Origin of the sequence: Sedimentisphaera cyanobacteriorum (assembly GCF_001997385.1) — a bacterium.
In the GTDB taxonomy this organism is placed as follows: Bacteria; Planctomycetota; Phycisphaerae; order Sedimentisphaerales; family Sedimentisphaeraceae; genus Sedimentisphaera; species Sedimentisphaera cyanobacteriorum.
The window spans coordinates 2,608,969-2,628,936 of record NZ_CP019633.1 but is presented as its reverse complement, the minus strand read 5'-3'; the positions used below and the strand labels follow the sequence as shown (position 1 = coordinate 2,628,936).

10 protein-coding genes and 1 pseudogene are annotated in these 19,968 nt (G+C 42.6%); 1 reads left to right on the top strand and 10 read right to left on the bottom strand.

Going from position 1 to position 19,968, the window contains the following annotated elements; genetic code table 11:
* The first annotated feature begins 59 nt into the window (after positions 1–59).
* Positions 60–1,378 (top strand): annotated as a pseudogene (locus L21SP3_RS10535) (FAD-dependent oxidoreductase).
* Positions 1,379–1,478: 100 nt separating this feature from the next.
* On the opposite strand, the gene L21SP3_RS10530 reads toward L21SP3_RS10535, so the two are convergent.
* The 10 genes from L21SP3_RS10530 to L21SP3_RS10485 all read right to left on the bottom strand — a co-directional run bounded on the left by L21SP3_RS10530 (position 1,479) and on the right by L21SP3_RS10485 (position 19,804).
* On the bottom strand, positions 1,479–4,040 hold the full coding sequence (locus L21SP3_RS10530) for an alpha-N-acetylglucosaminidase TIM-barrel domain-containing protein (protein ID WP_161488184.1): 2,562 nt from the start codon (positions 4,038–4,040) through the stop codon (positions 1,479–1,481).
* Between the two features lie 89 nt (positions 4,041–4,129).
* Positions 4,130–5,770 carry a phosphodiester glycosidase family protein gene (locus tag L21SP3_RS10525; RefSeq protein WP_077541313.1) on the bottom strand — a complete coding sequence of 547 codons (1,641 nt, stop codon included), beginning with the start codon at positions 5,768–5,770 and terminating at the stop codon, positions 4,130–4,132.
* An 11-nt stretch (positions 5,771–5,781) separates the two neighbouring features.
* A complete protein-coding gene (locus L21SP3_RS10520) occupies positions 5,782–8,658 on the bottom strand; it encodes a glycoside hydrolase family 20 zincin-like fold domain-containing protein (protein ID WP_123785187.1) in 2,877 nt (958 codons plus the stop codon).
* Positions 8,648–9,475 (bottom strand): glycerophosphodiester phosphodiesterase family protein, encoded by an 828-nt coding sequence (locus tag L21SP3_RS10515; RefSeq protein ID WP_077541309.1) that lies wholly within the window; start codon positions 9,473–9,475, stop codon positions 8,648–8,650. The genes L21SP3_RS10520 and L21SP3_RS10515 overlap by 11 nt, the downstream gene beginning before the upstream one ends.
* Positions 9,465–11,690 (bottom strand): sodium:solute symporter family protein, encoded by a 2,226-nt coding sequence (locus L21SP3_RS10510; RefSeq protein WP_077541306.1) that lies wholly within the window; start codon positions 11,688–11,690, stop codon positions 9,465–9,467. The genes L21SP3_RS10515 and L21SP3_RS10510 overlap by 11 nt, the downstream gene beginning before the upstream one ends.
* A gap of 41 nt (positions 11,691–11,731) precedes the next feature.
* Positions 11,732–12,892, bottom strand: a complete 1,161-nt coding sequence (locus L21SP3_RS10505; protein ID WP_077541304.1) for a Gfo/Idh/MocA family protein — start codon at positions 12,890–12,892, stop codon at positions 11,732–11,734.
* Positions 12,893–12,940: 48 nt separating this feature from the next.
* Positions 12,941–14,098, bottom strand: coding sequence for an AGE family epimerase/isomerase (locus tag L21SP3_RS10500; RefSeq protein WP_077541302.1), 1,158 nt, complete (start codon positions 14,096–14,098; stop codon positions 12,941–12,943).
* 79 nt (positions 14,099–14,177) lie between these two features.
* Positions 14,178–15,185: a DUF4434 domain-containing protein gene (locus L21SP3_RS10495; protein WP_077541300.1), complete on the bottom strand. Its 1,008-nt coding sequence runs from the start codon at positions 15,183–15,185 to the stop codon at positions 14,178–14,180.
* A 43-nt stretch (positions 15,186–15,228) separates the two neighbouring features.
* Entirely contained in the window at positions 15,229–16,113 is an 885-nt protein-coding gene (locus L21SP3_RS12030; protein ID WP_077541943.1) for a type II secretion system protein, read from the bottom strand.
* Between the two features lie 121 nt (positions 16,114–16,234).
* Entirely contained in the window at positions 16,235–19,804 is a 3,570-nt protein-coding gene (locus tag L21SP3_RS10485; RefSeq protein ID WP_077541298.1) for a LamG-like jellyroll fold domain-containing protein, read from the bottom strand.
* Positions 19,805–19,968 lie beyond the last annotated feature (164 nt).

Here is a 19,968-nt window from a genome sequence, read left to right as displayed (position 1 = left end):
CTTTCTAAAAAAACCTTCTATCATATTGGAAGCTTTTAAGATTATCAGGGTTCTATAATATGTTTCTAAAATACAGCAAATCCATACCAATCAAATATGACGTTGATGTATTTATTGGAGGCGGCGGGCCTGCTGGAATTGCCGCAGGGGCAACAGCCGCAAAGTCTGGCGCAAGCACATTTCTGGCAGAATCACATACATGTCTGGGAGGAATGGGAACGGCGGGACTTGTACCGCTGTTTATGAACTTCTGCGATGGAAAGAACTTCCTTGCAGGCGGATTCGGCAAGGATATTTACAATGCTGTCATAGACAGCGGCGGGGTAAAATATAACCGCTACCTATCCATCAAAGCAGAACCGCTCAAACGCATATACGACCGGATTGCTGCTGAATCAGGCCTCAAATTAACATTCCAAACAAACGTGGTGGATGCTGTTGCAGAAAACGAAAAATTCAATATATTATCTGCAGCTCCAAAAGCGGGATATTCGCAGTGAAAGCAAAAGTATTCATAGACTGCACAGGAGACGGAGATATCTCTGCAAGGGCAGGAGCAGAATATGACAGCGGAGACAAAAACGGCAATTTAATGCCGGCAACCCTGTGCAGTCAGTGGTCAGGTGTAAACTGGGATTTGGCCGATCCTGTGAATATGCAGCTTATATCAGAAAAACTCGAAAAAGCCTTCAAAGATAACGTCTTCAGCGAGCCGGACAGACACCACACAGGTATGGCACAAACAGGCAGAACCCTGGCTTCAGCCAATATGGGGCATATCTACGACATCGACAATACTAACGAAGAATCAGTAACAAGAGCTCTGATTAAAGGCCGCGAGATGCTGCCTGAATTTGAACATTTCTATCAGGAGTACGTGCCGGGCTATGAAAATATTGAGCTTTGCTCCAGCGCATCCCTTCTTGGAATAAGAGAGTCAAGACGTATCAGGGGTGATTATCAGCTTAACATAAGCGATTATTTAGAAAGACGCAAATTCAACGACCAGATCGGCTGTTACGCTTATGAAATAGACATTCACCCTTCAAGCAGCTCGAGAGAAGATTATGAAAAGGCGATTCAGACTTTCAAAGACAACAGATATAAAACAGGTGAGCATTACGGAATACCATACAGAGCACTCACCGTTAAAGGTTTCAGCAACCTCCTTGCTGCAGGAAGATCAATCTCAACAGACAGAGAAATGCAAGGTTCAATACGAACAATGCCCGGCTGTTTTATAACCGGTCAGGCCGCCGGAATGGCTGCATCATTGGCAAGCAGAAGCAAAACTGCCACTCGGAAAATTGACATAAAAGAATTGCAAGCCAAGCTGGCTGATATCGGTGCATTTATCGGAGAACTGCCAAATGAGTAATTGGCCTCCAATAAACCAGAAACAGAATATAAACTATGCCTGATTAACACGAAAACACTTCTTGGATCCCGAAAGCCGAATCAGCACTCACAGGAAAATGCTAAAAACCTATCTCAGAATTGAAAACTTTGAATTCTGATACATGAACACTCCCGTTGGCACTGTTTTTTACCATATTAAGACGCACGTAACGAGCCTTTATACCTTCAGGATGCGCAATCTTAATTTTGTGCAGGCAGCCGTTTCTTCCTGCCTGACGCGTATTGGAAAGCATATCTACAACGCGCACCCACTTCTCGCCATCAAGAGAAGTTTCGATCTCATACTGATAATACCTGCTGTCTCCCCAGTATGTATAAACCTGAAAGCCAAACAATGTTTCAACCTTTTCCAGGTCAATTGTAATAGCGGCCGGGGCTGCTGCCCACCATCCATTGTCTCGCTTAATATCCCCGTCAACAGCGTACTCAGGTTTTCGGTAATTCTCCCAAGAAGGAGCTTCTGCTTTTTTACCAACAGCAATACCAGAAGGAGTTTTAATAATGCCTTTGCCATTATTTTCTTTGATCTCAATGCCATACTTCTGCCAAAGCCTCCTGCTTACTTCGACAGCACAACCAACTGGCTTAGTACTTAATTCGCTATGAGAAGAAGCCCATTTCTTTCTGAAAACAGCATAATTTTTCTCAAGCTGCTCATCGCTTACAGTTTCACCCTGCATTCTCTTTTTAAGGCAGTTCAGATATATCTCCCACAGCGGCTTAGTATAGCTGCTGAAGATCCCTGACCACTCTTTAACCGCATAAGTACCATTATTGCCGCCCCAATCTGTAATCTGCCTTTTAGCGTTCCACTCCATAAGCTGTTTCTCTTCAGGAGTGCTGCCTAATGAGCGAAATCCTTTTATCCATCTTCCAAGGAGAAAATGTTTATTCGTGGCAAGCAGAGAATCGAAATCGTCGATAAATTCAAGCATATCCTTAGAAGCCTTCTCAAAACCTTCTACGTCTTTACTGTAAAATTCATTTTTTATAGCATTCGAATAATGCGAGGCATACAAACCCATCACCTCTCTTCCAATGTTAACCAGATCGTATCTGTACGCCTGGCAATCTGCCAGTTCTTCTGCGCCTGCAAGCATCAGCTGCCAAGCGTTTACAAGTCTTACATCAACCTGCGCATCATCCCAAAGCCCTGGAGCGTAACTAAGCGGCGTGCCGCCTGTCCTTTCGTGCCTTGTATAACGAACGGAATAAAGTATTTCCCATGCTTTCCTGACGGATTCAGGAACCACACCGTAGCGTTTGAGCAGATACTTTTCTTTCCATTGGTCAAGGTCATGCACACCCTCTGCCCACATCATATCGAAGAGCAGCTCGAAGACCACAGGGTTATACCCCAACCCCTCCATTGCGATACCCATACCAACAAGATTGCCTTTGTTATCAGATTCCACCATCATCTTGTAATTATCTGTTATCTGAGGCAACCCGCCATATATATCAACTGTATAACCGAAGTTCTGTATGGCACACCATATCCAAGGTTTGCCGTACCAGCCATTTTGCCTAAACCATCCTGTCCACTGAAGGCTGTCGGCATGGAGCTCAAGAGCAAGTAGTTTGTCATTCGGGATAGAATCAAAGAAAATTTCGGTTATGTCTGTCTGCCAATAATTCCAGTCGAATTGAGGACTTTTGCAAAACCATGTCATAAGCACCCATGTGCCTTGAGGATCCCCTTCCAACATTGAATTAAGAATGGTTTTACCCATATTCCTGATATAATCCGGCTCATCAGAGGGAGGCCTCATCTCATTGAAAGGGTCAATTGAATAGTAATGATCCGTGCCGTAAATCTCTTTCTGTTTTTTGATAAATGTTGAGCCTATTTGCTTAAAAAGTGGCTCCTGCCAATCCAGCAGATATGTCGGCCCGAAACCCTGCCATTCAAGTTCGTGAACTTCCGCATCAGGATACTTACTTACAACTGCGGCTGGTATATGCCCTGAGAAGCCGGAGAGGACAGGCTTCATACCTAGTTCGCGAACACGTGATAATATCTTTTTCTGCAAATCAGCCTGTTTATCAATCACACTCTGCGGCAAAGGACCACCCCAGCCGTCAAGGTTTCCCATCCATTGCCACGGCATCCATGCAGGGCCGGCGAAGAAATCCTTCAAATCATCTTTGTCAAAACCCAATTCAAGGTATGTTTCCTGCCAAACTTTCTCCTGACCAAGCAGACAGAGCGGCAGGTTAATGCCGTTCAATGCCATTATATCGATCATCCGCTCCCACTGCTGCCAATTCCATCCAGCAAGCGAATAGCCGTAAACACAGTTATTGAAGAAGTAACGATACTCAAAAGGCGTGCTCTCACGCGCCTTTGATTCAGGCATCGGCAAAGGGGAAGGCAGGTTAAGATTATCTCCCCGCCAAGAGAGACTGCAATTACAGTACTCATTCAAATAATACTTTAATGCTCTGCCGACAGATACGGGGTTTGAGCCTCGCAGATGAATCTTATTTTTAATCGTCTCTATCTCAAAAACATCATAGCCGTCCTGCTGCGATATGAACTCTACCTCAAACAGAGCGGCATCACTTTTACCCAAAACCCTTTCAATCAAACCCTCTGCCGCTGATACATTCTCCTGCATAGAAGCAGCAGTGAAAGGAGCAAATAAAAGTAAAAATAAAGCCGAGGTGCACAAATTCTTCATCATCAAAGCCGCATTATTTTCATATATTATTTTTCAGGATCATTACTCGAAAGCCAAAACTTTGAGAAATACCCAAGATCTATCATATCAACCCTTCCGCTTGAAGTAGAAACCAAATCATACACAGAAGAGCATTCAAGCCAATTTCTCGCAAACACCTCAAGGTCTTGTGAATCTATAACACAGTCCTGATTATAATCAGGAGCCATCCCCCTGCCTGACTTCCATATTTGTTCGCAATTTTCATAACGCTCCAGCGAACCAGCCGCATCATGGCTTATATCATCAATATAGACCACTGCATTAGTATTTGGACCTAATAGTTGAATGCTGTCTATAGTGAAAGTATCTTCCGAAACTGATCCGTCTCCATTGTACCACCCTTCCCACTTCGAATCATCTTCAAGCGACCATTGATAACAATGCCAATATCCGTCCGGCTGCATTTCTACGGGTACGCCTCTCTCCATTTGAGAATCATTATCAATGCACATAGAGACCTGCAGTCCTTCGTAGGAAGTCCTTGCCCAGAAGCCTATATAACCTTCTGCCGGCCGAGAAACATTTTCAGAGGGGCTCGCAGATGCCCCGGAGACCCAGCGAACAAACCAGCCGCCCTGAGGGTTCTCGCTTACACTGCTAACAGCAGGGTCTTCAGCGATCACAAGCTTTTCCGACCATTGGCCTGACCAAAATCGAGAAGTGTTTGGGTATGCTGTTGAATAGGAGGAGATTATTCCTTGGGTTGAGCCGGAATAGCCGGGAGAATAAGTAAATGTTCCTTCACTGCTGTTCTCAAAGCCGCTGAAAATGTAATACTGCTCAATATCATCATCATAATTTGCATAAACTCCAAGATGGTTGGCAACAGATCTTTGTGAACCGCCTGAAGGAGAGTTCACAACTCGCGGTGCAGGATCGGCAAAAGCCATTGTTGTAGAGCCGCCGCCGTCAAAATTTATGCCCTGATATACTCCAAGGTCAACAAGGAGCTGTGCAACTTCTTGAACTGTCATTCCTTCGCTGAAGCCGTTTTGCCTGCCGTCAACCGTTACCAAGTACAATATGCTCTTGTCCTGATTGTACCCCCCTGCGGTTCTTGGATGCAGGCCTGTATTAACAGGCCAGCTGTCATCAACAATCGCAGCACCTTCACGAACAATCCACTCACTGCCCGGTACAGCATTCCAAGGCTGATGCACAGGTGTGGAAGCAGTACCCAAAGGCTGGTCATCTGCCGGGAATATCATATCAGGCTGATTATATGGTGAAATATTGAGAGCTGCATAAGGCTGCGGCCATGATTCCGAGCTTAAATCCATAAAAGGAGAATACGCATAGCCCCTGGCGCATACATAGCCCAATACATCATTTGTTATCATATTATAGAAACCGGCATTGACAGCAATCTGGCAGCCGGCACTCTGCATAAAGCTTGTAGTGGTGCAGGCGTCTGCATCGCCTGGGCTCTCGCCATTGCTTGGAGTAACTGCGAAACCTATACCCTCAGCAGAAAGCTCTATCTCAACAATATTTATGTTAATGTTTCGCGGCTCTGTTAAGGTTCGATGAATATGCTTAACTCCTTCAAAAGGGTAATCTACAATATCGGAAGCATATAAAAGAACCGGAGCAAGCAAAATTAAACACTGTAATATTTTTTTCATTTTAACACCCTTTATTTCACAGCAGTTACAGCGTAAAGCAGCAGCGAGCTGTCTGTCTGCCCGCCTTCAATTTCTATTGAAGTAATCTGCTTGTTTGGCCTCGGATTTGGAAGTATGTATTGATGGACGCAAATTTCTTTACCATTTTGATTTTCACCTATCCAAACCATTTGCGTATTAGGAGCAACCCTTAAATCTGTATAAGCCAGAATATCCTCGCCATACTTGAGCGGTTTGCTGTAAGAAGTATTATCTGCATATTTGAGTGTGAGCTTCCCGACCTCTTTTCCAAACTTATTTGGGAAAGAAGTATCAATAAGCATCCTTATCTCATCAGCCTTTATATCCGCATTCAATACTGCTTTATTTGGGTAAGCACCTTTAGGATTGAGATTGCCGCTTGTTAATAAAACTGAATTTTGCTCAGCCCCAGCCTTGATAAGGTAGTTAGTGTCGGTGTGCAGCTCCTGACCGGAGAATGCAGACATATCATTTCCAGCTCCATAGCCAAGCCAGTCGGTGGAATCCTCGTCATCCTTTAATCTGCGATTATAAATATCGCTCAGGTCAAAAAAGTATCCGTCCTTATTCTCTGCTAATGGCTTGGTTTCGTTCCATATATCCCAGAACAGCTGCGGCGCACTAAAATCAAGCTCCTCCTGCGACCTTGTATCCGCTGTCCATGCATAATATGCAGCATATAAATATGCCCAATACTGGTTCCACTGAGACACATTTCTATCTACAGCAAAATTGTAACCCGCCCATGTTGTCTGCAAAATACCTTTCTGTGAATTATTTTTAACCGCCTGCACCATATTCTTAATGTTCTCAGGCTCAAACCAAGCAGCGCCTACTGTTTTAAACCCATCCTTTTTGAAAAGATCGAGAGATATATATTTTTCAGGCTCATTAACCTCATAATGCCAATCACAAATAAGAACATCTCGGGCAATCTTATCTCGCCTTTTCTTAGACTCCTCAGGATTCGGAGCGTGAGCAGAGCTGCTTGCCTCCTCGCCGGAGATCAGCATATCACCCCACATTGATATTTTAACATCTCTATCGGCAAACCATTCATAAAGCCTGTTGGTATCCTCAAAAAATAATTCGCTTGCGGTTTTTCCGGTATCCTTGCTTCTGTATGGGAAACGGCCTACGATGGTAACTTCATCATGACCAATATGGAAATATCTCGGCTTCTCAACGCAAGCATCAAGAATCTCTTCAAACAGCTCAAATAAAAACTCATAGGTATCAGGATTTGTTACACAGTAGGCGTAGGGGTAATCCGGATCTTCTGCTAAATCAAGATTCTGGCCATTGGCAAACAGCCATTCACAATGTCCAAGGCAATTAACAAAAGGCGTCATTTCAATGTTGTACTTATAAGTATCCTTGAAAACCTTCAAGGCATCCTTTTTATCCATGCCGTAATGCGGGTGCCAAGATTTTTTCTTCGATTCCCAGTTGACATACTCACACTCAAAGGCCAGCATATTGATCTTATGCCTTGCAAGCAGATTTCTCAAAGTTTTGCTGATCTGCGAATAGGCATTCTTGCCTGAGAAAAAATGAACGCCCCTGAAATCCAATGATGGATAGTCTGCGATTATTGCACCCTTAAAGTATTGCTTCTGCTCTTCGACAACTGCAAGCTGAATAAGAGAGGTTAGAGAATAGAAAAGACCTTGATCGGTATTAGCTGTAATGTATATTTCTTCATCACTGCATATTAGATTATATGCCTCTGCGTGCTTATTGAGTTCTAAAGCGTTTTTTTCGAACTCTTCGTCCACTCTTTCGCATTCGCCGCTCTTGGCGATTACAACAGTATTTGCTAATTTACCAGAATTCTTACTGACAACCTTCGGTGCAAAGCCAAATACTGCTTCAAAATCTTCAAGGAAATAATCTATGCTCCTTTGCAATTTTGGCGTTACTTCTTCGGCAGTGTAAATCTTTGTATGCTGATTAATGTGAAATTTGTCATCAGTATATTCAAGGCTCTTAGGCTCAGGCATAATATAATCCTGTCCCCACTTACGAACTCTTGCCTTATCAGTAGCTTTAACAGAAAGCTTGTTTTCAGCTGTTCGCTCAACTCTGTTTTCGGCCTTCTTAAGATCAAATCTAAACGCAACTTTATAATTTATCCCATCATCGGGAAAAGGCCTCTCAAGAAAACCCAACCAAAAGATCGGATTTGTGGAATCTGCCCATGCATTCTTTCTGTAATCAAAGAGGCGAATATTATCGCTGCTGTCCGATATTATCTCTATCTGTCCAAGCCTTGTCTGCAAGATAAGCTTATCAAAATCACAGGCAACCGTAGCTTCTTCTGCATCTGAGCTGATCGCTTCAAGAGGCACAATACCTGTCTTCTTAACGCCATCAGCATACGAAACAAATTTCTCGCCAACAATAGGCAAAGCATTTAATGCACCTACCTGCCCCTCATAAAAGGCCTGCCCTTGCCCTGCAAAGGCCAAATCATACTCGATTGTAAAAGTATTATCAGGCAGCATAGTATAAGTTTCGGTTCCTGTTACAAGCTGCTCGGGATCAGTTGAACTTAAATGATGGAGGATAAGTCTTTTGCCGCCATTATAGTCCTCAACCTCCAGCTTGTGGAGTCTGGTCTGGGCCATGGTAGCAAAATACTTTTCTGTCCAGCCAGCAGAAACAACTGCAAAAGAACTGCTTGTTATGACATTCGTTCCACGAACAGAAAGCGACATACCAAGCCTTGGAACATACGAGAGATGCATATCACCAACAGTTTGGGAAAATGACTTCACAGACCCGCCATCATCTCTTGCGATATAATCAGCAAAAGAAATATTTAAAAGTGAGATAAGCAATACAAATAAGAATTTAGTTTTCATAGCAGCCACTGTTATTATCAAATATCATCAAAACATCTGCAGGATAATTTGTTGTAATCCCATCAACGCCCCAGGCCCTCATCCTCTCTGCATCAGGCAGATAATTGACTGTCCATACAAAAAGCTCAAGACCATTTTTATGCACCTGCTTAACAAAAGACTCACTCAGCATCCCATAGCTTAAATTAAGTCCGTCAAGGCCATGCTTCTTTGCAGATTGAATATATTCAGCATCGAAAGGCAAATATTCACCGCCTTCTGCTTTTCGCGGCGAGGCAAGCCAGTACATCGGCACCTGCGGCATAACCTTCTTTGCCTTACCAAGCAATTCAAGATTGAACGATATTATGCAAAGCTGCTGAATCTTCCCGCTCTTGGAGAAAATGTCTTTGAGGAACGGAATAATTCTCTCTGAGCATTTAACCTCTACAAATAACTGCTTACCTTCCGGGACAGTGTCAATAATATCTTTCAGCAGCGGAATTCGTTCATTCCTGAAATGCCACCCTTTATGCGAACCAACATCTAAAGAGGCAATATCAGCATAGCTGCAATTTTCAACAACGAAATCTTCTCCGCTTGTGCGTTTTGTGTTTCCATCATGCAAAACTACTACCTGATCGTCTTTTGTGATATGCACATCCACCTCAACAGCATCAGCCTTTACCTGCCAAGCGCTCTTAACGGCTGCTTCTGTATTCTCCGGTGCATAGCCGGAATTGCCGCGGTGTGCAATAATTATCGGTTCGTATGAACTGCATCCGGTTAGATAAAACGCAACAATGAAAAATAATATTAAGATTACTCTACGCTTCATCTTGGCCCAGTCCCTTAAGAGTTTTAATAAAGACCTTCAAGTCTTTGAAACCGCCAATCGTGAGCCATATCATAACAATGATACCCACTATATACATAACCCACATCCAAACATACCAGAAATCCAGCCACTGAGTATCAGTAATACTCTTCCGCATTACAGAACCAGCAATAAAAACTATCAGCCAGAATACAATCCAAACGATAGAAACTATTGCAATAGCACAATCACCCTTCGTAAAGCTCTTTGATAAACCCAGACGAGAAGCAATTGAATCTTCCTTGTTGAGCTGAGCAATCTGGTCATCCTTGATCGCATACTTTCCTCTGTGAAGAAGTTTGTCCATATTGTGAGCAGGTTCTTTGGAGACCAGCGAGGTTATTACGTAAATCGTAATACATAAACAGCTTATGATAAACAGAAACTCCTGCGAGTTTAAAGCAAAAATATTTCTCGCCATTTCCCAGAAAGCTTCAGCACAACCTATCTTCTCGAGGCCGCTGGTTACAGAAACCCAAAACGGCTTTTCTATCGCCCCGTCAACAGCGGAAACGCCCGACTGCGTTATCATTATAGCAATTATTGAAAATATTACGCCTGCTGCCATTGCAAACCAAGCGGCTTTATTTGTACCGCGTTTCCAGTATAGACCGCCGATTATAACAGTACCTGCACCGGCAAAAAATATAGAAGCTGTTATCTGGCAGTAGAGCATAATGCGCTGGGCATGTTTGAAATTAAGGCTAAAGAAAAACACGTATATCGCCACACCAATCATTGCAAGCTTCAGCAATCTGAGATGATGCTTATTTGAAAGCGGCTTCTTCCTGAAAGGAAGCACAACATCCTGCATAAACATACTTCCCCAAGAATGCAGATAGGTATTGTGCGTGCTTATGAATGCCGCCAACATCGCAGCACAGAACAGCCCTTTAAGCCATACAGGGATAATATTACCAATCACAAGAGGCAGCCTCATCTGACTTGACACTTCATCTGTCTTATCGTGATAGAGCCTGGCCAGCTTTGAAACCTCCTCAGGTTTCCTGCCCTGCAACGGCTCAACTCCTGCATAATCTGATTCTTCGAGAATCTGATCAGACTTCTTATATATTGCAGTTAGCTGCTCAGCTTCAGCATTATTCAAGGTGCTCAGCAAGAGATAATCATCTGCTCTGGAATCATTGTCTTGGGCTAGCTTAGCCAGATCCTCAGCCACATACTCATTCAAAGCTGCATTAACTTCAACTGCCTTATCTGCATAGTTCTCATGTTGAGTATATATCCTCACTCCAATTGGCATAAATACCGTTAAAACAGGTATAATCCCCAAAAGCTTCCAGGGCTCAAGCACCTTTGCCATCTTTGCTTCATGCGGATTCTTAGCACAGCAGTTGTATCCCGCTGTACCCTGCCATGCAAGAAGCAGATAAAAGTTCATAAAAATAGCAATGAGATAAAATCTAATATTAAAGTTTTCCTCTTTGGCAAGGTCAAAGGGGTTAACAAGAGATCGGCCGGATGAAGCGGAAAGAACTGTTTCAGCAATCTCCGTCTTAGAAAAAGTGTGAAACAGACAGCCAACCACCAAAGCAAATACAAAAGTAGTAAATGCCCCCTGTATGAAGTCAGTAAACATCACTGTTATCTGGCCTCCGGAAAAGGTAAAGAATACTGAAATGCCAAGAATAATAACCATAATGAATGGGAACATCTGCACCTCAAGCGGGAGACCAAACAACTTGAACGTTTCCGGCAAATCGCAAAAGAACATAAAAAATCTTGCTCCAATGGAAGGGAATATGCCAAAATTCAAAATGCCTGATACAAACGCTACAATCCCTGCAAACACCCTGAAACCTCTGCTGTATCGCATTTCTAAGAATTCGGGCAAAGTCATTGCTCTGGTCTGCCTGAATCGATAAACCACCCACCCAGAGAGAGCGATAAAAATAGCCACAGGGCTGAATGTACCGGATACCATAAACCACCAATTGCTGGTAAAACCAGTGTCGTAGCTTATCTGAAATAAATACATTAAAGATATAACACCAAGCCCAGCCATACTGTTTGAGACAGATATCATATACCTGCCGCCGCATCTTTCTGCGGCTAAAAAGCTTTCCACGTTTCGTAAATATTTCCTTGTGTATGCTGCACAGGCAGTAAGGCCGCAGATAAATAATAATACGACAATCCAGTTTAGAGTAATCAAGCCATTGCTCCTTTTATCTCAAGCGTTAAGATTCTGATATGTTATCCAAGGTCTTTAAAAACGTCTTCCATCTGCTGCCAGATACCAGCATAATTATAAACACAACCTTCATCCAGAGCTGCGTCAATGCCAAAACAAGTAGCTGCCGAAACAATAGCGTCATACATACTCGTCTGCGGCTCGCTTTCGCCGTCAAAAAGCTCTTTCAAGCATTTGCACAGATATTCATCGCCCCCTGCATGACTGCCCTTAGCAGAGGTGCTGACATCAACAAATTCTTCATCAAAACCAATTCTTCGATATTCGATTTTACCTTCTATCGCATCACTTCTTATGCAGCCTTTATCGCCGATGATATACATTCGTCTCTCAGGTATGCCCGAACAGCAGTTTGTGTGAAAAGTTGCGCGTGTACCATTTTGATATTGAATTATTGCTACCTGATTATCAACCAAATCCTTAAAATTTGTAAAAGGGTTTGCAGTCTGCCCCCATGAATGAAATGGCTTTTTATTATCTGCGCTGCACTTCAATTCATCAACAATACCTGAATTTTCAGGCTTAAAAACATCTAATCCGCCAAAGCTGGCAGCCATTACAGGCCTGCTTTGAATGAGCCAGTTGACAACATCCATATCATGACAGCATTTTTCCAACAGATGTGTGCCTGCCTTATCTCGCTGGCTTCTCCAGCCGCCCATAATATAACCGCCATGGTTGAAGTCTAATGTCTCATTAAACTCCAGACTTATCGGATTACCGATTATACCCAGATTTATAACTTCCTTTATTTTCTGATAATGCGGAGAATACCTCAGCGTAAAACCTATCATAAATTTGCTGCTGCTTGCTTTCCAAGCATTATATAATTCAATACAATCAGAAGCATTTGTAGCGAGGGGCTTTTCGCAAAAAACATTTTTTCCAGCCTCAAAAGCTGCTTTTACATGCTCAAGATGAAAGCAATTCCACGACCCGACCATCACCCAGTCAACATCTGCCGAATTTGAAAGCGCCCTGTGATCTTCGTAAACAACAGGCATTATTGAAAATTTTTTACAGAAGCTTTCGATTGAATCTTTAGACGGATCACAAATTGCTGTGATCTGAACATTATCTGTTATATTCAAGAAACCCTGTAAAACCTGCTCTACCCTTTTTCCGCAGCCAACTACGCCTATTCTCGTTTTCTTATCGTCCATTGCATATCCTTTGCATTTACCGGGCGAATAATACCACGGTAATTTGCTTTATTTATATAACATAATAGTTTTTAACATTGCTCTTGGAACATGGAAAAAGCCCTTTGAGTGGCTTCCTTTAGCCTTATTTATCAAATTGCCTTCTCTATCACAAAAACCAAACCATCCGCCGTTTTCATAATCATAAAAATGTTCATAGACATATTTATGAAGTCTTTCAAGCCAACTCAGCCACATTTCATCGCCAGTGAGCTTATATGCCAAAACCACAGCATATATTGCCTCAAACTGCGGCCACCAAAGCTTTGTATTGCCTTCCAGCCATAGCGATGGTTTACCTTGCACGTCAATATAATTCAGCAAGCCGCCGTATTGTCTGTCCCAGCCGATCTGCAAAGTATTTCTGATCACATCTAGAGGGTCAAAACCTAAAGACTGGCTGCCAGCATATTTTTGAGCTTCTAATAAAAAGTAAGCGGCTTCTATAGAATGCCCGGGGCTAAAATGACGACCTTCGGAAATATCAGAAATGTCGGTCCAATCACGAGAAACCACTTCCATCAAAGCACCAATTTTTTCAAAATAATGCTTTTGAGCAGTTTTAAAGTAAACGGCAATATCATCGCAGTATATCTGTTCTTTTGTTAAATCGTATAATTGGCAGGCCATATCGATCAAAACCATTGAATCTGCCAAAATGCTGAAATTATGCTGATCTGCCAGTGTAGAATTCAGCACTTCCGGGAAAAATATGTTTTTTTTGATATCCTTATAAAGACTTACGGCCTTATTGAAATAATTGTCATCATTCTTAACGATAGAATATTCAAGATATGCCATCATGCAGAAAACCGGCTCATAAGACTCTGCCTGATAACAGTAAGGTTTCCCGTCAATCCTCACACCAAAATAATATCTTCCATGAGGATCAGTTGAATATCTTTCAAGAAAATCAATACATAGTTCAGCAGTTTCAAGGTAGCGGTTCTCTTTCGCTAAATGCCTGTACAGCCTGCAGCATGTCCAAACAGCCCTTGCCTGATGCCATATATACTTTTTTGTATCATAGACAGAGCCATCTTCGGCCAGACAAGTAAAAACACCGCCATTAACTTTGTCGGGTGCATTTTTCAGCCAGAAGTGAACCACAGATTCTTTAAGATCTTTTCTATACAGATCAAGATATTTATCTAGTTGGTTTTCCATTATATGCCAGTCCTTAATTTAAGAAATACAATACTCACAACATACAAATATTCTGTCATGAATACTCAATTTCATCGGCTCACATATTACTTAAGGCACTGGTATCAGCAATTGAGTTTTCGAGCCTGTCTGACAGAATCTCGCCTAACCTGATTGTATCAGATTCCACTCCAGCATTCAACGGAGTCAACCCAACTGATTCACAATATCTGTCATAAAGATGCCTTGCCGCGGGGTAGATTGAAAACGGGCTCATAAAATGAGAAAACTCGAAAGTTATCATCTTATCCACGCCAGATCTCGTCGCTGCATCCATTTTGTGGCATAACGCCGGCCAGTTTATCGGCGGAAATTTGATTAGGACATCCCTGTCAAAGGTCTCAACATTAGTCCAGCCTGTCAGCTGATATTTTTTTGCAAGCTTAGAATTCACAAGCAAATAATCATAAAGCTCTGCATAATCAACATTGCCGTCCTGAAAAGCGACGATGTCAACACAATCTCTTATCTCTGCAAAAACCTTATCCCAAGATTCTTTATGCTGCTCAAGAGAAGTGGGATCTTCTGCAAATTGCTTTTTACCATGAATATAAGGTGAAATAAGAATTGGAATATCTCTCAGGCCTTTCAAGTGGTTTCCAAGCTGCCTGTAAACATTCATAACATCAGGATTGTACGTATCAATCTCATGGCTGATATACCATCCCTGAAAAGACGGATGATGACCATATTTATCGTTCACCTCTTCTGTAAAAGCCTTATTAATATCAACTTCTCGCTGATAATCACCATTCATCCAATATTTGCCGCTGTCATAAGTTCCGAAGAATAGATTTATGCCATACTTATCAGACAGTGACAGAAAGAGTTCTAACAGGTCAATCGGAGCATTGATCATATCAAAATTGGAACTCAAAACCTTTGAGTTAAATGTCGCAAGATTGCGATAGCCATTCCTAATTATGATAACAGTATCAATGCCAATATATTTCATTGCTTGAAAATCAGCTTCCCATTCTCTTTCCCCCCAGTTAGATGAAGGAATGTCATGGGTGATCTCATCTATAAATGTTCCAGTTATTTTCATAGCTATTTACTCATCCTCGCTGCTGATGATTTGATCTAACAAATCATTTATCCCTTAAACCATTGTCAATCATTCTAGTGCCTACTTTGTCTTTAGTAGGGACATTATCCCTTGAGTCGTCAACAGCACTTTCATCTAAACTGCTTCTGTTTATGCCCTCTACGTGTCCATCGACAAACATTACATTAGTCTTGCCCTTTTCCGCAGATTCATGACTTTGAGAACCATTTCCAGCACCGTGTCTGCCAGGTATCACATAAACCTCGTCTTCCTGATAGTCGCCGAGATATCCGCTTGTCAAATCCCTGTATTTATCCCAAAGGACCGTTGCAGTACTTGGCTGAGATATCCATGGCTCTTGAATGCGGTCATAAGTAAAGAAATAAAATGTTGAATCAGCAAACAAAACCCTGTCCCCAGGGCGGCTAACGCCTGCAAAAGATGCAGTTGTAAACTCAAAGTTCATACCATAACATACACCTGTAGGGAATACGTCATTGAGCTGTCTTTTAGTTAAACTTGGACATAACAGAACAGAGCCGGATTCAGGCATAGAATTGTTTTGAAGAGGATTTTCTTTCAGCCTAACGTCGATATACGCACCAACACCAGGATAGTTTCTTGTCTTTCCATCAATATAAACTTCCCCGCCGCTGCCGTATATGCCAGGATTGAACCATGCGCCAGTACCAGTTGGATTCCATGATTCATTTTTTTCTTCATAAGGTACTGCGGAAGGCAAACGTCCATTGTAATCAGCTACATACATTGCTGTACCAACACCAATCTGTTTTAGGTTTGTACCGCAAATTACATTTTTCGCAGACTCTCTTGCCCTTCCTAATGCAGGCATAAGTATTGCCATAAGCAATGCTATAATTGATATCACTACGAGCAATTCAATTAATGTAAAGGCCTTTTTTCTCATAGTCTTTCCTTTTTTATATTTCTTCATTGACGCCTTTTTTTAATAGGGGCCAGTCGAAACCGGCCCCCAAAACCGACCTTAAGGCCGGCCCCAAAACAATTTATTTAGTTAAGAGATGTTTTCATTTTAGCCAATCTTCAGAAAGCTGTTTAACATCAGACATATTAACTTCGCAGTCATCGTTGAAGTCTCCTTCAATAGCCGCTGTACATTCCGGAATAAATACAAATTTGATATCATCAAAGAAAATTGTACCAGTCCCAAACGCATCTGAAGTAAACGGTGCAGATGAGCAGCCGATCTGGAAACCATGGATATCAGTCAAGTCTGAATATTGCGTAAGATCGCCTGTTATCTTCTTCCAGCCCGTTGATTGGTTAGTTGTAGCATCAGGAGTCTCAGCAATATACAGTGAGGGGCTCTGGAGACGGTAATCACCGTCATCACCGCCAGTACCGCCGCAGCCGATACCGCCTTGGAAGAGCTTTACATAGAAATATTGTTCTTTGCTGTTAGCTTCTCCAAAGTTAACCCACATTTCAAACTCATCGTAGGCAGAAAGGTCTTGCGGAGTATCAAACTCGTACATAAAATCTGCAATAGCCCAGTCTGCTCCACCGTCAGTGAAGTCGTAGGTAAGCTTTAATGCGCCGTCACCATTGTAAGGGGCATAGTTAGGATCACCCGTTCCCAGCAGACCCAGCTCACCTTGGCCAACATTAACTACTGTAAAATAATCATTTGGAACAATTTGCCAGTTTGCATTCATTTCAGAAGTTGAAGCATAGCTTTCAAAGTCATCAATTGGCATATCGGTTCCGACTGTCAGATTGCTTTTGTTATAATTGTCTGCAACTGCAGCATAGTCAATATTATTTACATAGGCATCTTTGTTAAGATCAGTGTCAAGGTAGTAATACTTGAAGCTCCATACAATACCGGTATTCGTTGTATCGCCATCGACTACATCGACTCTCCAGTAGTATCTCTTGCCCTCTACGCAGCCATCAGGAACAGCAACGCTTGTTGCAGAGATTCCAGCGGCCACTTGTGTATCAGCAGGCAGAGTTGGATTTGTACTAAAATAAACATTATATGTCGGAGCTGTTACTGCTGAAGGAGCTGTCCAGCTCAGAGAATCAGAAACCTGTGAAGCAGTAACTTGACCTGCAGCAGGCTGCGGATTTGTTGCAAGAATACCGTCCTCTGCGTCAGTTATCAAAGATGTAACCTGATCTGCTGTAAGGGCACGATCAAACAGATATACCTCATCCATCCCGCCATCAAACTTGGGATACCATGAGAAGCCGCCGCCGATCCTGAACACATCTGCGTGAGCATCAAAGTTCTGGGCCTCAGAGCTAACCTCAACGCCATTAATATAAAGAACAGTATCAGCCTGCAAGCCAGTCTTATCCCATGTCCATACAATATGGAACCAATCTGTGAGGGTCTCAAGCGTTGTTATGTTTGGAGCCCATTGGCTTGCAGCAAGACGAGCATATAAAGATGTCCCTGCTGGGTAAAGCTTCCAATCATTGCCTGCAACAGAAGCATCCCAAAGCACAGCATTAGAATTAACAGCAGCAGTATCTGCGTATTTTGCCCACATAGCAACAGAACCGCTCTCGCCTGGATGTTCTGCATAGAGAGAATCACCCTGAGGATTTGTGTTAGGATTGGTAAAATTACCATACTTTCCAATAATACCATTCTCAGTGATAACTATATCGCCTTCAGCATCGCCCTGGTCGTCAACATAAGCAACACCTTTGATCTGGTCGTCCTCAAAAGAAACGTGTGCAAGAGCTACAGGAAGGTCATTGCCAAGCATAGTATCAAACTGCCAGATTATTGGAGAATATGCAGTTGAACCTTCAACCACTTCCACTTTCCAGTAGTATGTTGTTGCAGTTTCAACTGTAATATCAATTGAAGTTTCTGTTGTAACAACAGGCGTTACATTTGAAAATACCGGCTCGTCAGCAGCGACATACACGTTGTATGATGGAGATGTAACGCTTGCTGGCGCCGTCCAGCTTAAAGCAGTCTGCTCGTTGTAAACGGTTTCTGATACCGAGGGTATTGGATTTGTTGCAAGAACTCCGTCCTGAGCATCCGTGATAAGTGCTGCAACCTGATCAGCGTTAAGTGCGTTTTCAAACAGATATGCCTCATCCATCCCGCCATCAAACTTGGGATACCATGAAAAGCCTCCGCCAATTTTGAATGCATCTGAATGAGCGTCTAAATTCTGCATCTCAGTGCTGACTTCAACACCATCAATATAAAGAATTGTTTCGGCTTTTTCCCCGGTCTTTTCCCATGTCCAAGCAATATGGAACCAATCTGTGAGGGTCTCAAGCGTTGTTATGTTTGGAGCCCATTGGCTTGCAGCAAGACGAGCATATAAAGATGTCCCTGCTGGGTAAAGCTTCCAATCATTGCCTGCAACAGAAGCATCCCAAAGCACAGCATTAGAATTAACAGCAGCAGTATCTGCGTATTTTGCCCACATAGCAACAGTACCGCTCTCGCCCGGATGTTCTGCATAGAGAGAATCACCCTGCGCCGGATCGTTTGGATTAACGAAATTTGCATACTTGCCGATAACACCATTATCTGTGATAGCTATATCGCCGGCAACGCCGCCCTGATCATCAATATAATCTACGCCGCCAAATCTGTTATCCTCAAAAGGCAGATAAGCTGCAGCAACAGGAAGGTCATCTTCCAGAGCAGCCGAGAACTGCCACACAATACCTTCATAAGTTGTATCACCGTCAACAACATCAACTCTCCAATAATAAGTATTATTGTTTGACACTGTCTTGTTGATTGAAGAAGAAGCAGTTGAAACAGGTGTTACAGCTGTAAAATCTGAATCGCCTTCTTTAAAATACACATTATAACTTGGGGAAGCAGCACCTGATGGCGCATCCCAACTCAGTGTTACGCTATCAGTTTCAACTTCTTGAGAAACATACGGATATGGATTGGTTGCAAGTGTGCCTTCATTTGCTGGATTAACAAAAGAGTTCATAATATCATTAGGCTCCATTACAGAGTCCATAATATAAAATTCATCCATCATACCGTTATACTTAAAGTTGCCTTCCAAACCGGCACCAACATTGAATGATGAACCAGATGCAGCAGAATTCTGAGTAACAGAATCAACCTCTACACCATTGATGTAAAGCTTGCATACAGCGCTTCCGCTTGTTGTATCCCATGTCCATGCATAATGGAACCATGAATCAAGGGAATAGTCCGAACCTTCATACATCCTGCAGCCGGGCCAGCCATCTATCTTTGTGAAAAATGTTCCGGTTTCATCGTTGTACATTTCCCATTGCCAGCTGCCAGTACCACAATCCCATATATTCTGGTAGTTGTAGCTTTGGTCGATATTGAGCCACATAGCAACTGTGCCTTTTTGCTCCATTATTTGAGAGAGCTTCAGGTAATCACCCTGGCTGGCTTCTGTAGGATTTGTAAATTCTGCCCCCTTTCCTACTGGAGCACCCGTAACATAATCAATAGCCCCGGCAACGCCGCCTTCATCATCAACATAGACAGCATTGCCAAAATTATCATCAAATGAAATGTGCTGCAAAGCAACGGGCGATGCCAGCAATGCATAAGACAGCACCATGAATGATAATAAACTAACTAATTTCCTGTTCATTTTAGTTCCTTTCTAAATCTTTAATCTGTACGTAAGAACACCTTCGAAATTGAAACTCGGCCGCAAGGCCTCAAAACATCTAATATCATTATTAATTGTAATGAGCTAAGGCCAGTTTATTTTCAAAAAACCTCAGTCTAAAGCTTCAATTTCTGGCACGGAAA

What these genes read in the sequence shown, in the direction of transcription:
- L21SP3_RS10530 (WP_161488184.1), bottom strand. Translation starts at nt 4,040, where the DNA reads ATGCAGGAGAATGTATCAGCGGCAGAGGGTTTGATTGAAAGGGTTTTG.
- L21SP3_RS10525 (WP_077541313.1), bottom strand. Translation starts at nt 5,770, where the DNA reads ATGAAAAAAATATTACAGTGTTTAATTTTGCTTGCTCCGGTTCTTTTA.
- L21SP3_RS10520 (WP_123785187.1), bottom strand. Translation starts at nt 8,658, where the DNA reads ATGAAAACTAAATTCTTATTTGTATTGCTTATCTCACTTTTAAATATT.
- L21SP3_RS10515 (WP_077541309.1), bottom strand. Translation starts at nt 9,475, where the DNA reads ATGAAGCGTAGAGTAATCTTAATATTATTTTTCATTGTTGCGTTTTAT.
- L21SP3_RS10505 (WP_077541304.1), bottom strand. Translation starts at nt 12,892, where the DNA reads ATGGACGATAAGAAAACGAGAATAGGCGTAGTTGGCTGCGGAAAAAGG.
- L21SP3_RS10500 (WP_077541302.1), bottom strand. Translation starts at nt 14,098, where the DNA reads ATGGAAAACCAACTAGATAAATATCTTGATCTGTATAGAAAAGATCTT.
- L21SP3_RS10495 (WP_077541300.1), bottom strand. Translation starts at nt 15,185, where the DNA reads ATGAAAATAACTGGAACATTTATAGATGAGATCACCCATGACATTCCT.
- L21SP3_RS12030 (WP_077541943.1), bottom strand. Translation starts at nt 16,113, where the DNA reads ATGAGAAAAAAGGCCTTTACATTAATTGAATTGCTCGTAGTGATATCA.
- L21SP3_RS10485 (WP_077541298.1), bottom strand. Translation starts at nt 19,804, where the DNA reads ATGAACAGGAAATTAGTTAGTTTATTATCATTCATGGTGCTGTCTTAT.